Source organism: Aneurinibacillus soli (genome assembly GCF_002355375.1).
GTDB lineage: Bacteria > Bacillota > Bacilli > Aneurinibacillales > Aneurinibacillaceae > Aneurinibacillus > Aneurinibacillus soli.
In genome coordinates this window covers 345,001-359,475 of the sequence record NZ_AP017312.1, presented here as the reverse complement: position 1 = coordinate 359,475, position 14,475 = coordinate 345,001, and the positions used below count along the sequence as shown (strand labels likewise).

Genomic DNA, 14,475 nt, shown 5'->3' with positions numbered 1-14,475 from the left:
TCTTCCCCTACTTCGCAACTTTATTGTATGTCTCAAGGTAAACAAGCAACACCGAGATATCCGCCGGTGTGACACCAGAGATGCGCGATGCCTGACCAATAGACAACGGCTTCACTTTATCGAGTTTTTGGCGGGCTTCCATCGCCAATCCGTGGATATTGAGATAATCAAGATTCTGTGGAAGGCGCTTCTGCTCCATTTTTTTCAGACGCTCTACATCCTGCAGTTGCTTGCGAATATACCCCTCATACTTAATCTGAATCTCTACCTGTTCGGCTACATCAGCCGGCACATCTATTTCTGCCGGGAAAAGTTCGACAACTCGCGCATATGATACTTCCGGACGCTTCAACAACGAATACAGATCAATGCCGTTATCAAGTTCTTTGGAGCCCACTTCACGCAGCATTTGCTGAACTTCCGGTGTCGGGCCAATTTTTGTCGCTAGCAAGCGCTCTTTTTCTACCTCAATCTGCGCCTTTTTCACCTCGAAACGAGCAAAACGCTCATCCGGAATCAAACCGATCTCATGTCCGATTTCAGTCAGGCGCATATCTGCGTTATCATGGCGCAGCAACAAACGATATTCAGCACGTGAAGTGAGCAGACGGTACGGCTCATTCGTTCCTTTGGTTACCAGATCATCAATCATGACACCGATGTATGCCTGAGAGCGATCAAGAATAATTGGATCATGCCCTTGTACTTTGCACGCTGCGTTAATACCGGCTAGCAATCCCTGACCAGCCGCTTCTTCATAGCCAGACGTTCCATTCAACTGTCCGGCTGTATATAATCCTTGTACCTGCTTCGTCTCCAGCGTCGGCCAGAGCTGGCTTGGTACGACTGAATCGTATTCGATGGCATAACCCGGACGCATCATTTTAACGTTTTCTAATCCTGGAATGGACTTAAGGATATCAAGCTGTACTTCTTCTGGCATGCTTGTGGATAATCCCTGTACGTACACCTCTTCCGTATTGCGGCCCTCTGGCTCCAGGAACAATTGATGGCGCGGCTTGTCACTGAAGCGAACAATTTTATCTTCAATAGACGGGCAATAGCGCGGACCCGTCCCTTCAATTACACCGGAAAACATCGGGGCACGGTGCAGATTAGAATTAATAATCGTATGCGTATCTTCACTTGTGTAGGTCAGCCAGCAAGGAAGCTGATCTTCTACTCGGAATTCCGTTGTTTCATACGAGAAAGCACGAGGGACATCATCACCCGGCTGAATTTCTGTCTGTGAATAATCAATGGTACTGCCATGCACACGTGGCGGCGTTCCGGTTTTGAAGCGGACAAGCTCCAGCCCAAGTTCACGCAGATGATGAGACAGTTCAACAGACGGCTGCATATTGTTCGGACCGCTCTCATACTGCAGATCTCCGATAATAATTTTGCCACGCAGATACGTGCCAGTTGTCAATACAACCGCCTTGGCGTCGTATTCTGCACCTGTTTTCGTTACCACACCATTACATACTCCATTTTCTACAAGGAGACTCTCAACCATGCCCTGACGAAGTACAAGGTTATCGGTTTCTTCGATTGTTTTCTTCATTTCATGCTGATACAGGAATTTATCGGCCTGTGCACGTAGCGCATGAACAGCAGGGCCCTTGCCTGTATTCAACATGCGCATTTGAATGTATGTTTTATCAATGTTTCGGCCCATTTCTCCACCGAGAGCATCAATTTCACGCACTACATGCCCTTTTGCCGGGCCCCCAATAGATGGGTTGCACGGCATATAAGCGATCATATCAAGATTGATCGTCAACAGCAGTGTTGAACATCCCATGCGGGCAGCAGCAAGCGCCGCTTCTACTCCTGCATGGCCGGCACCGACTACAATGACGTCAAACGAACCTGCCTTATATCCCACTTTATATAGCCTCCTCTACGCCATATGGCGTGTCCTTTCCTATTTGCCGAGACAAAACTGCGCAAAAATCTGGCTAATTAGATCATCACTTACGGTATCACCAATTACCTCACCAAGCAATTCCCATGTGCGCCGGATATCAAACGCAACCATATCAACAGGCAGACCGCCCTCCACTGCCTCAATCGCCTCTCCAATGACCTGAGAAGCTTCTCGTAGCAGTTGAATATGGCGGGCATTACTCACATACGTAAGGTCTTCACTCTGAATCGAACCGGAGAAGAACTTGCTAGCAATTGCTTCTTCTAGCCGTTCAATTCCTTCTTCCCTGGCAATAGACATCATAACTACGGGCATATTACCGACCATCTTCTGAACGTTATCGAGATCAATGCGCTGCGGCAAATCCACTTTATTTACAATTATAATGGCATTCATCGGTTGAACAACCTGCAACAGATTCCGGTCTTCTTCTGTTAACTCTTCGCCATGATTCAGCACAAGCAGTACAAGATCTGCTTTACTCAACATTTCCCGCGATTTTTCGACACCGATTCGCTCCACAATATCTTCCGTATCCCGAATTCCGGCAGTGTCAACAAGCCGAAGCGGAATGCCTCGTACATTGACGTATTCTTCTATAATGTCGCGAGTTGTCCCTGGAACGTCGGTTACAATCGCCTTCACTTCCTGTAGCAAGCTGTTCAAAAGCGAAGACTTCCCAACATTCGGCCGTCCGACAATAACCGTTGATAAACCTTCTCTTAGGATTTTCCCCTGCTTTGCAGTACGCAGCAGTTTCTCAATCTCTTCCTGCACCCAGCGACTCTTCTCCGACAGAAGATTCCGCGTTACATCATCTACATCATGCTCCGGATAATCAATGGTGACTTCAATATGCGCCATTAATTGAATCAATTGACGACGTAGATCTTCAATCAGAAGAGATAACTTGCCCTGAACCTGATGCAGGGCGACTTTCATCGCTTTATCTGTTTTAGCGCGGATTAAATCAATGACCGCTTCCGCCTGAGAAAGATCGATTCGTCCGTTTAAAAATGCACGTTTTGTAAACTCACCTGGCTCTGCCATCCGTGTACCTTGTTCAAGCACAAGATCAAGCACTCGCTTTACCGAAACAATCCCGCCATGACAGTTAATCTCCACTACATCTTCCTTCGTAAATGTGCGCGGTGCCCGCATAACCGACACCATGACTTCCTCTAACACATCTCCCTCATTATCCACAAGGTGACCGTACTGAATCGTATGTGTATCCACAGTGGATAATCGATTCCGCCCCTTATAAATCTTATCCACAGCCTCTACAGCCTGCGGTCCACTTACGCGAATAATGGCGATCCCGCCTTCGCCCAGTGGTGTAGCAACCGCTGCAATTGTATCGAAATCCATCATTATATGTCACCACTCTGTAAAAACATGTTTTTTAAAGCTTTCCCTAAATGTATAGAATACCATACTCTATGAATATTTGAGAACAAAAAAACCCTCTCTTGCTAGAGAGGGTTCTGTGGATAATGCTATGGTTGCTTTTTTAACGTAATAACTACCCGACGATATGGTTCTGTTCCTTCACTATATGTTTGCACCTGAGAATGTTTTTGTAGGCGGCTGTGAATAACTTTACGTTCAGTCGGGTTCATCGGTTCAAGACGCACTACTTTTTTGGTGCGTATCACTTGAGTAGCCATACGTTCCGCCAGCTGCACAAGCGATTCTTTCCGCTTCTGACGGTACTTTTCTGCATCTAATACAATCCGAACTTTTTTGTTCACATTTCGGTTCGCTACAATATTCACCAGATACTGAAGAGAATCAAGTGTTTGTCCACGTCGACCAATAATTAAACCGAGGCCTTTTCCAACAATGGTCATAACAGGCATCCCCTGCTTAACTGAAAGCTGAACATTGGCTTTAATGTCCATCGTAGCTAGAATTTCTTCCAGAAACGCTCGTCCTTGTTCAATCGGATCGGCATCCGATGCAGGACTTTCCTGTTCTAAAATCTTAGATTCTTGCGGTTCCTCAAGCCTTTCAGGTTCCGGCAATGGTTCACTAACAGATTGCGCTTCTTCTGGTGACAAAATTTCTTTCGCCACCTCTTTTTCTACCAATGTGACTTCTACTTTTGCTTTCCGTACTCCGATCAAGCCCAAAAAACCTTTACTTGGTTCCTCGAGAACACGGAAACTCACATCTTCTCGCTCAGCATTCAGCTGAGCAAGTGCTACACGAATCGCATCTTCGACTGTTTTTCCCGTTGCCGTTACCTGATTCACTTCTTGTTACCTCCTTGAGGTGTCGTATCACGATACAGGAAGTATGTTTGGGTGATCGTGAAAATATTACCGTACACCCAGTAAAGAGAAAGCGCAGATGGAAGTGAAATGGAAATGACGAGAATCATGACCGGCATGATATACAGCATCATCTTCATCTGCGGATTATCTGCCATAGCCGTATTATTTCTCATTGTCATCCACTGCTGCAAGAACGTTGTGGCTGCGGCTAGAACTGGAAGGATAAAGAATGGGTCCTTTTGGCCAAGTTGAAGCCACAGAAAATCATGTTCCCGAATCGGAGCCGTACGAATAATCGCATGATAAAATGCCATTAAGATCGGCATTTGAATCACGATCGGAAGACATCCCGAAAGCGGATTAACCTGGTGCACCTGATACAGTTTGATCATTTCCTGCTGATATTTCTGCGGATCATTCTTGTATTTATCCTTAAGTTTAGTCATCTCAGGCTGCAGTTCCTGCATTCTTTTGCTGCTCTTCATTTGTTTGATCATAAGCGGCAAAATAACGAGTCGAACCAGAACTGTAACAATTAAAATTGAGAGACCATAACTACCGCCAACTAGAGACGCAGCTTCTTGTAGTAGCCACGACAGCGGATACACGAAAAACCGATCCCATATGCCTCCGTGTGGATTAATCGGGAGCGGATTTTTTGGATTTGCCGCACTACACCCTGCTGACAGAAGGGCGATGAGAAGAAACAACAGCGCCATTTTTATTTTTTTAGGCAGCAAGAATAATTCCTCCTTGCAACTTATATAGTTGACCGATAAAAATGTAAGCTTTCTGAACTTGAATTTTAAGAAGGGAATTTACTTCCCTTCTTCTTTATGTATAGAAGAAAACAGCTTCGCCTTCCTCATGCAGTGGTATAAGCTTCCCTGAAACGCATCGAATTCCAGCTCAACTGCCGGAAGCCTGCAGATTACAATGAAATCTACATTTGATTTTACCTCATCTGCACGCAGGCGAATACTTTCCTTTATGAGTCGGCGCAAACGATTACGCACAACAGCATTGCCCATCTTCTTGCTGACCGATACCCCTACACGAAATGAATCTTGTCCTTCTTTTGGCAGCAAATAAATGACGAACTGGCGGTTAGCCACAGATTTTCCTTTTTTAAAGATCGTCTGAAATTCTTCATTTTTTCGCAATCGATTCTGGCGATACAAAGGGCACACCCCTCACCTGCTGTTCTGCTTCCCCGTTCTGATCGGGGAACAAGTCCCCGACAAAACGGTAGAAAAGGCCACTTCAATAGTGGCCTTATGCTGATAATACTTTTCTTCCTTTTCTACGACGTGCAGCAAGAACTTTACGACCGTTTTTAGAGCTCATACGAGCGCGGAAGCCGTGAACTTTGCTACGTTTGCGATTGTTCGGTTTAAATGTCGGTTTCATTATATCCACCTCCTTGGGAAGGTTCCATCCACTCTGTACATAGACAGTCTTGATTATTATATATACCTGTTATGTATCATGTCAAGCCTCTTGCTAACTACCACACTCTATCCACACTTTTTATTTCCCGAACGTTTTGTGGATAAAAATATTTCCCGCATCCCAATTATCGACAAACTTCTCCCCTGATTGTGCACAAAATCTAGTGCTGTGAATATCTTGAATACACAAGTTGTAGAGTTTGTGGATAAGTATCAAAAAATCATTGCGATCTACATATTTATCTGCTATCATAATTTTGTTTTAACCGGTGGATAACTGGGACAAAGAGTATCGTTTATCCACACACTGTGGATAATACTGTGGACAGTTATACAAAGGTGTGGAAAACTATATCCACACCTTTTAAAGATTTTGTCGAAAACCATAAAAATATCTTGAAATATAGCTAATTTTTATTAAAAACTTATCCACATTCCGCTTGTTCAACTTCTTCTTAGCTGAGCAAAACAGCAGTCCGCTGCTGAACATACGTATGCGGAAGAGAAGAAGGGAGGAGACTCATGGTCACAAATATAAAAGAATTGTGGGATACTGCACTCGCTCATATACAGAAGCGTATTAGCAAACCAAGTTTTGAAACCTGGCTTAAATCAACAAAAGCTACATCTCTTGATGACAATACACTTCTAATCACAGCGCCTAATGAATTTACACGCGACTGGCTCGAATCTCGCTATTCGGATCTTATTCTTGAGATACTATATGAAATTATGGGCAAAGTTATTACGGTGAAATTTGTTATTCCAACTTCAGTAAATGAGCAGGAAGAATCGCTGGTATCACCCCCCTCCAAAAAAGGAAAAAAAGCAGGTGGAAATGACGATTTTCCGCCGACAATGTTAAATCCCAAGTACACGTTTGATACATTTGTCATTGGGGCCGGTAATCGCTTTGCGCATGCAGCTTCTCTGGCCGTAGCAGAAGCTCCCGCAAAAGCGTACAATCCGCTTTTTATTTATGGAGGAGTCGGTCTTGGCAAAACACATCTCATGCATGGAATTGGTCACTATGTGCTGGAACAGAACCCGAATGCAACAGTCGTATATCTTTCTTCAGAAAAATTTACGAATGAATTCATTAATTCGATTCGAGACAATCAAACAGGAAATTTTCGTAATAAATATCGCAACGTAGATATTCTTTTAATCGATGATATTCAGTTTCTAGCTGGAAAAGAGCAAACACAGGAAGAATTCTTCCATACATTCAACGCACTGCATGAAGAAAGCAAGCAGATCATTATCTCAAGCGACCGACCGCCAAAAGAAATTCCAACGCTAGAAGATCGGTTGCGGTCCCGTTTTGAATGGGGATTGATTACAGATATTCAGCCTCCTGATCTGGAGACACGGATCGCCATTTTAAGAAAGAAAGCAAAAGCGGATAATCTGGAGATTCCAAACGAGGTTATGGTATACATCGCCAATCAAATTGACACGAATATACGTGAGCTAGAAGGAGCTCTTATTCGTGTAGTAGCCTATTCTTCCCTTATTAATCGTGATATCGATACTGAGCTTGCTGTAGAAGCACTAAAAGATATTATTCCATCTAGCAAGCCGCGCGTGATTAATATTCCTGCCATTCAGCAAGCGGTAGGGGAACACTTCGATCTAAAGATGGAAGATTTTAAAGCGAGAAAAAGAACAAAATCAGTTGCGTTTCCGCGTCAGATCGCTATGTATCTGTCCCGTGAGCTGACTGATTTTTCTCTGCCAAAGATTGGAGAAGAATTCGGTGGTCGTGATCACACAACCGTTATTCACGCTCACGAGAAAATTACACATGCTTTGCAGACAGATAGCCAGCTGCAAACCACCATTCAAGATTTAATTGAGCGGATTCGAAAAGGGTAGTAATTGGCCTGTGTATAAATTCAAATAACAACTGCAGCCTGTACACAAACTTATCCACATGTGTATAGGCTTTATTTCTTTATCTCAAGTCACTTATACACATATCCACCGCCCCTATTACTATTAGTACTTAAAAAGAATATAAAATATAAGTGTATGTAAGAGATACACTTGCCATGCTAGGGAGGCTACAATGGAATTTACTATTCAAAGAGATCAATTTACACATGCCATTAATACGGTGAGCAAAGCTGTTTCCTCACGAACAACAATTCCAATACTGACCGGTATTAAAATTGTTGCTCATGAAGACGGCATTATATTAACAGCAAGTGATTCTGATATTTCCATTGAGCAGTATATTCCAGCAGAATCTGGTGAACATCAATGGATCGAGAATATAACACCGGGTAGCATTGTGCTCCCATCTCGTTTTTTAGGAGAAATTGTTCGAAAGCTTCCAGGAGAACAAGTAACGATTTCGGTACATGATCGATTTGTAACAACCATTTCTTCAGGCAGATCCCAATTCAATTTGAATGGAATGAATGCGGAAGATTATCCTCGTCTCCCACAAATTGAGGAAAATCAAGTATTAAGTATGCCAGCTGATCTGTTGAAAACAATGATTCGACAAACCGTATTTGCTGTTGCGACAACAGAAACACGGCCCATTTTAACGGGAGTCATGTGGAGTCTTGAAAACGGAGAATTAACATTTGTTGCAACCGACAGCCATCGCTTAACTACTCGTAAGGCAACGGTGGAATCAGCAGCAGGGCTTAGTTTTCATAATGTTGTCATTCCAGGAAAAAGCCTACTTGAATTAAGCAAAATTCTCTCAGATGATGATAAACTGGTTGATATCGTAATTACAGATAACCAGATTCTTGCGAAAGTAAATCAGATTTTGTTTTACTCCCGTATTCTTGATGGAACATATCCAGATACAAGTCGAATCATTCCGCAGAATATGAAAACAGAAATGATTTTATCCACAAAAGAGTTTCTCGGAGCAATCGAACGGGCAAGCTTGTTAGCAAGGGATGGAAAAAATAATGTTGTTCGCTTGTTTACACGTCCAGATGGTGTAATCGAGATTTCGTCCAACATCCCGGAAGTTGGTACCGTGACAGAAGAAATTGTGCCATCATCCACAGAAGGCGAAGATGTAAAAATTTCGTTTAATGCGAAATACATGATCGATTCGCTTCGAGTGGTAGATAGCACTGAGATTCGAATTGGATTTACGGGTGCAATGAGCCCGTTTATTATTCGCCCAACCGATCATGACTGGATCTTGCACCTGATCCTTCCTGTTCGAACCAACCAATAGGAGAGAGAAAAATGGAAAAGACAAGTGTAGAAATCACAACAGAATATATCCAATTAGGACAATTTCTAAAGCTGGCAGGAATTGCTTCTACCGGCGGTCATGCTAAAATTCTTCTTGCGGAAGCAGAAATTAAAGTAAACGGAGAAAGTGAAAACCGACGCGGTAAAAAATTGTATAATGGGGATACGGTTTACGTAGAAGGTTTTGGAATGTTTGAAGTTTCTCGGCAAACCGTGCAGTAACCAGCAGTGCTCGCACGAAGCAGCGAAGCGCCGGGAGGGAATACGGTTTGATCCTTACTGAACTTGAATTAACACATTATCGCAATTTTGAGCATGCACATGTCCAGTTTGACCAGCCGATTGTGTTGTTCGTTGGACATAATGCACAGGGAAAAACAAACATGCTCGAAGCGATTTATGTGCTGGCTATGGCCAAGGCGCACCGGACTAGCAAAGATAAAGAATTGATTCAGTGGGAGCAGGAGTATGCATCTCTTTCGTGCCGTACAGAGCGGCGGCACGGAACTATATCACTGGATATCAGGTTGACGCCCAAAGGAAAAAAGGCGAGAATTAATAGTCTTGAGCAACGAAAATTGAGCGATTATATTGGCGCAATGAATGTGGTGATGTTTGCCCCAGAAGATCTTGGCATCGTCAAGGGCAGTCCGAATGTTCGGCGCCGTTTTCTTGATATGGAGATTGGACAAGTCTCTAAATCGTATTTGCATGCTATTTTGCAGTATCAAAAAATTGTTCAGCAGCGAAATCAGGCCATGAAAGAACTGCAAATGGGTAAACCGTATCGTGACATGCTAGATGTGTACAACATGCAGATGGCAGATGTGGCAGCGAAAGTTCTTATGAAACGGTACGGATTCATGGGAAAATTAGAGCAGTGGGGGCAGGAAATCCATGCTCAGATTACACAGGGCAAGGAACATTTGCATCTTGCCTATCACAATTCACTTCCTGTTACACAGGACATGTCGCAGCAGGAAGCGGTAGATGTCATCTACAAGCATCTAACGTCTATTCAGGACCGGGAGATCGCACGCGGTACAAGTCTGGCCGGTCCGCATCGTGATGATATAGAGTTTTTTATTAATGGGACAAATGTGCATCAGTACGGGTCGCAGGGACAGCAGCGAACGACTGCTCTGTCGCTGAAGTTAGCTGAGATCGAGCTGATTCACCAGGAAGTTGGTGAATATCCGCTACTTCTTCTCGATGATGTGTTGTCTGAACTAGACGCGAACCGGCAGTCCCATCTTCTACAAAATATTAAAGACCGGGTACAGACATTTGTAACGACAACAGGTGTAGAAGGACTGTACCATCAAACTCTTCAGCAGGCTGCTCTTTATCGGGTTAACCAGGGAACAGTCGTGCGGGAAACGTAAGGGGAGAACGATATGTTTATTCATCTGGGTGGCGATATGGTTGTACGATCAAAAGACGTTATTATCATTCTTGATTTTCAGATGAAGCAGTCTTCCAAAACAACCCGCCAGTTTCTTGCGCAGGCTGAGGAAGATGGACGTCTGATTGTGCTCGGCGGTGAACAAACAAAGTCGTATGTGGTAACAGAAGGTAAGGTATATGGTTCACCTATCTCTTCGCTTACACTGAAACGTCGTGCTAATTTCTTGGAAAGCAGGTGAGACTTGATATGACAACGAACGGAGAAAGCAATTACGGTGCCAGTCAGATTCAGGTATTAGAGGGCCTCGAAGCGGTTCGCAAACGTCCGGGTATGTATATTGGTTCGACAAGTAGCCGTGGTCTGCACCATCTCGTATGGGAAGTTGTAGATAACGCCATTGACGAAGCTCTTGCTGGATACTGTGATGACATTCATGTATATGTTCATGAAGGTAATAGTGTTTCTGTGACGGATAATGGTCGGGGCATCCCGACTGAAATTCATGAAAAAACAGGCAAGTCTACGGTCGAAACCGTACTGACTGTTCTTCATGCAGGCGGTAAATTCGGTGGTGAAGGATACAAAGTTTCTGGTGGTTTGCACGGGGTTGGGGTATCAGTCGTAAATGCTCTTTCCAAGTCGTTGACTGTAGAAGTAAAGCGAAGTGGGAAGCGGTATATTCAGCATTATGCGCAGGGTGGAGCGCTCGATGAGCTGAAGGTGATTGGTGATGCAGAAGATAAAGGAACAAAAGTTACATTCCTGCCAGATCCAGAGATATTTACAGAGACAACGGTTTATGACTACGAAATTTTGCAGAAGCGTTTGCGGGAGCTAGCTTTCCTGAATCGCGGTATAAGCATTACGCTTCATGATGAACGGGATGAAGGCAGAGAAGACACGTACCATTATGAAGGCGGAATCCAGTCTTTTGTTGAATATCTTAATAAGAACCGTGAAAAATTACATGAGCCGCCGATTTTTCTTGAAGGTGAAAAGGACGGCCTTACTGTAGAGATTGCGATTCAATATAATGACTCATTCGCAAGCAATATTTACTCGTATGCCAATAATATTCATACACATGAAGGTGGCACGCATGAGTCTGGCTTTAAAAGTGCACTGACGCGTATTATTAATGACTATGCACGTAAGCAGAGTATACTTAAGGATAAAGATGTAAATCTGACCGGAGATGATGTACGAGAAGGGCTAACGGCTATTATCAGCGTGAAAATTCCGGAACCACAATTCGAAGGGCAAACGAAAACAAAGCTTGGCAACAGCGAAGCTCGCAGCATAACGGAGTCGCTGTTTGCAGAAGAATTCTCAGCGTACTTAAACGAACATCCCCAGGAAGCAAAACGGATTGTAGAAAAGTCGCTTATGGCAGCACGCGCCCGGGAAGCTGCCCGAAAAGCGCGTGAACTTACCCGTCGCAAGAATGCACTTGAATTCAGTTCCCTGCCGGGTAAGCTCGCTGATTGTTCTAGCCGTGATGCTGCGATTAGCGAACTGTATGTGGTCGAGGGTGACTCAGCTGGTGGATCGGCTAAGCAAGGGCGTGACCGCAAGTTCCAGGCGATTTTACCGTTGAAGGGTAAAATTTTGAACGTAGAAAAATCACGTCTCGACAAGATTCTGTCCAATATGGAGATCCGTGCGATTATTACGGCGCTTGGCACAGGGATTGGAGAGGATTTTGATATCGCAAAAGCGCGTTATCACAAGATTATTATTATGACGGATGCCGATGTTGATGGAGCACATATTCGAACGCTCCTGTTAACATTTCTGTTTCGCTATATGCGTCCTTTAATTGAACAAGGGTATGTGTATATTGCTCAGCCGCCGCTGTACAAATTCCAGCAGGGCAAAACGATTCGCTATGCGTACAATGACGCCCAGCTGAATCAAATTCGGAAAGAAGCTCCTGATCGCCCTGAGCCGAATGTTCAGCGCTATAAAGGTCTGGGGGAGATGAATCCGGAGCAGCTTTGGGAGACAACAATGGACCCGGAGAGCCGTACACTGCTGCGTGTGGCACTTGAAGATGCAATGCAGGCCGATGAGATCTTTGAGATGCTCATGGGTGACAAAGTAGAACCACGCCGTGATTTTATTCAGGAAAACGCAAAAAGAGTCCGCAATCTTGATGTGTAAATAACAACGTAAGCCTTCCTCTTGAACGGGGGGCTTATTTTTTTGTTTTAACGGGGAAAAATGGTATAATAGCAGTTATGGATAAAACGTTTTTACTGATGCTTCTTGGAGTAAGAAAACGTTAGAGACGGAGGTAGCTATGTCCGAACAACAATCAAATGTTATTGACATTAATATAAACCAGGAGATGCGTGAATCATTCCTGGAATATGCGATGAGCGTTATTGTCAGTCGTGCGCTTCCGGATGTGCGGGATGGTCTGAAGCCAGTACACCGCCGTATTCTGTATGCGATGAATGAGATGGGTGTGACACCGGATAAACCGTATAAGAAGTCTGCTCGTATCGTTGGAGATGTAATTGGTAAGTATCACCCGCACGGTGATGCAGCTGTTTATGAAACGATGGTGCGGATGGCTCAGGATTTCTCTTATCGGTATCCACTGGTAGATGGACACGGAAACTTTGGTTCCGTTGATGGTGATTCAGCAGCAGCTATGCGGTATACGGAAGCTCGGATGTCCAAAATTGCGACCGAACTCATGCGGGACATTAACAAAGATACGATTGATTTTGGTCCGAACTATGATGGAAATGAACAGGAACCGCTTGTGATGCCTGCGCGTATTCCACACCTGCTTGTAAACGGAGCAGCAGGAATTGCCGTAGGGATGGCAACGAATATTCCTCCTCATAACCTTACGGAAATCATTAATGGTGTATTGCTACTGATTCAAAATCCGGAGTGTACAATTCGGGATTTAATGGAGTACATTACAGGACCGGACTTTCCGACAGGGGCTCTTATTATGGGGCGCAGTGGAATTCGTCGAGCATTTGAGACGGGTCGCGGGTCGATTGTGATTCGGGCGAAAGCAGAGGTTGAGGAGCACGGAAATAAGGCACGAATTATCGTGTCAGAGATTCCGTATCAGGTAAATAAAGCGCGGATGATTGAGAAGATTGCGGAGCTTGTACGTGAGAAGAAGCTTGAAGGGATTACGGATCTGCGGGATGAATCGGATCGCAATGGTATGCGAATTGTCATTGAATTGCGACGTGACGTAAATCCGCAGGTTGTATTGAACAATTTATACCGTCATACGGCGATGCAAACAAGCTTTGGCATTAATATGCTGGCACTTGTGAATAATGAGCCACGCATTTTGAATTTAAAAGAGATGCTTTATTATTATTTGGAGCATCAGAAGGAAGTCATTCGCCGCCGTACAGCGTATGAACTGCGGAAAGCAGAAAGCCGTCTTCATATTGTCGCAGGTCTTCTGAAGGCGATTGATATTGTGGATGATCTCGTGGATAGAAGCGGCCCGATTCGTTCAGCTGCTGACCGCGAAGAGGCTCGCAGTTTCTTGATGGCCGATACATTTATCTTGAATGGTCGAGATGTGCCGCTTGGTTTTACGCTTGAACAGGCGAATGCTATTCTGGAAATGCGTCTTCAAACATTAACAGGCCTTTCGATTGATCGTCTAACGGATGAGTTCAATGAACTTACAGCATTAATTACGGAACTGCGTGCGATTTTAGGGGATGAAGCAAAAATTCTCTCTATTATTGCAGATGAGCTGACAGAATTTCGTGATAAGTACGGAGACGAACGTCGCACAGAAATTAGTATGGATATGAATAATATCGAAGATGAGGATTTGATCCCACAAGAAGAAGTGGTTGTCACATTGACTCATCGAGGATATATTAAGCGTTTGCCCGTAGATACTTATCGATCTCAGCGCCGCGGTGGTCGTGGAATTCAAGGCATGGACACAAGGGAAAATGACTTTGTTCAGCACTTGATTACGACAAATTCACACCACTACTTGCTATTCTTTACAAACAAAGGTAAGGTATATCGCTTAAAAGCATATGAGGTTCCAGAATTGGGGCGGACTGCTAAAGGGATTCCGATTATTAACTTGCTGCAAATTGAACAGGACGAGCATATTCAAGCTGTAATTCCGGTAAAAGAGTTTACGGATAATCACTATCT

13 protein-coding genes (1 of these 13 only partly in view) are annotated in these 14,475 nt (G+C 44.1%); 7 read left to right on the top strand and 6 right to left on the bottom strand.

What is annotated here, in order from left to right; genetic code table 11:
* Positions 1-7: 7 nt before the first annotated feature.
* The 6 genes from mnmG to rpmH all read right to left on the bottom strand — a co-directional run bounded on the left by mnmG (position 8) and on the right by rpmH (position 5,622).
* Positions 8-1,891 carry a tRNA uridine-5-carboxymethylaminomethyl(34) synthesis enzyme MnmG gene (gene mnmG, locus CB4_RS01940; protein ID WP_096463337.1) on the bottom strand — a complete coding sequence of 628 codons (1,884 nt, stop codon included), beginning with the start codon at positions 1,889-1,891 and terminating at the stop codon, positions 8-10.
* A gap of 39 nt (positions 1,892-1,930) precedes the next feature.
* Entirely contained in the window at positions 1,931-3,304 is a 1,374-nt protein-coding gene (mnmE, locus tag CB4_RS01935) for a tRNA uridine-5-carboxymethylaminomethyl(34) synthesis GTPase MnmE (RefSeq protein ID WP_096467589.1), read from the bottom strand.
* Between the two features lie 128 nt (positions 3,305-3,432).
* Complete coding sequence (jag, locus tag CB4_RS01930; protein ID WP_096463336.1) at positions 3,433-4,191, bottom strand: RNA-binding cell elongation regulator Jag/EloR; 759 nt, start codon at positions 4,189-4,191, stop codon at positions 3,433-3,435.
* Entirely contained in the window at positions 4,188-4,949 is a 762-nt protein-coding gene (gene yidC, locus CB4_RS01925) for a membrane protein insertase YidC (protein ID WP_373681362.1), read from the bottom strand. Before yidC ends, jag begins: the two co-directional genes overlap by 4 nt.
* An 81-nt stretch (positions 4,950-5,030) precedes the next feature.
* Positions 5,031-5,393: a ribonuclease P protein component gene (gene rnpA / locus CB4_RS01920; RefSeq protein ID WP_096463335.1), complete on the bottom strand. Its 363-nt coding sequence runs from the start codon at positions 5,391-5,393 to the stop codon at positions 5,031-5,033.
* Between the two features lie 94 nt (positions 5,394-5,487).
* Positions 5,488-5,622, bottom strand: coding sequence for a 50S ribosomal protein L34 (gene rpmH / locus CB4_RS01915; RefSeq protein ID WP_096463334.1), 135 nt, complete (start codon positions 5,620-5,622; stop codon positions 5,488-5,490).
* A 563-nt stretch (positions 5,623-6,185) separates the two neighbouring features.
* Between rpmH and dnaA the strand changes: the two genes are divergently transcribed.
* The 7 genes from dnaA to gyrA all read left to right on the top strand — a co-directional run.
* Positions 6,186-7,541: a chromosomal replication initiator protein DnaA gene (gene dnaA, locus CB4_RS01910; protein WP_096463333.1), complete on the top strand. Its 1,356-nt coding sequence runs from the start codon at positions 6,186-6,188 to the stop codon at positions 7,539-7,541.
* 193 nt (positions 7,542-7,734) lie between these two features.
* Positions 7,735-8,877 (top strand): DNA polymerase III subunit beta, encoded by a 1,143-nt coding sequence (gene dnaN / locus CB4_RS01905; RefSeq protein WP_096463332.1) that lies wholly within the window; start codon positions 7,735-7,737, stop codon positions 8,875-8,877.
* 11 nt (positions 8,878-8,888) lie between these two features.
* Entirely contained in the window at positions 8,889-9,119 is a 231-nt protein-coding gene (yaaA, locus tag CB4_RS01900; protein ID WP_096463331.1) for a S4 domain-containing protein YaaA, read from the top strand.
* Positions 9,120-9,166: 47 nt separating this feature from the next.
* The gene (gene recF / locus CB4_RS01895) at positions 9,167-10,282 is read left to right on the top strand and encodes a DNA replication/repair protein RecF (RefSeq protein WP_096463330.1); all 1,116 of its coding nucleotides are present in this window, start codon (positions 9,167-9,169) and stop codon (positions 10,280-10,282) included.
* A gap of 12 nt (positions 10,283-10,294) precedes the next feature.
* On the top strand, positions 10,295-10,543 hold the full coding sequence (remB, locus tag CB4_RS01890; RefSeq protein ID WP_096463329.1) for an extracellular matrix regulator RemB: 249 nt from the start codon (positions 10,295-10,297) through the stop codon (positions 10,541-10,543).
* 8 nt (positions 10,544-10,551) lie between these two features.
* Positions 10,552-12,468: a DNA topoisomerase (ATP-hydrolyzing) subunit B gene (gene gyrB, locus CB4_RS01885; RefSeq protein WP_096463328.1), complete on the top strand. Its 1,917-nt coding sequence runs from the start codon at positions 10,552-10,554 to the stop codon at positions 12,466-12,468.
* Positions 12,469-12,607: 139 nt separating this feature from the next.
* Positions 12,608-14,475 carry the 5' portion of a DNA gyrase subunit A gene (gyrA, locus tag CB4_RS01880; RefSeq protein WP_096463327.1) on the top strand. It continues 688 nt past the right edge of the window, so 1,868 of the gene's 2,556 nt are visible here — the first part of the coding sequence; it begins with the start codon at positions 12,608-12,610; its stop codon lies beyond the right edge, outside the window.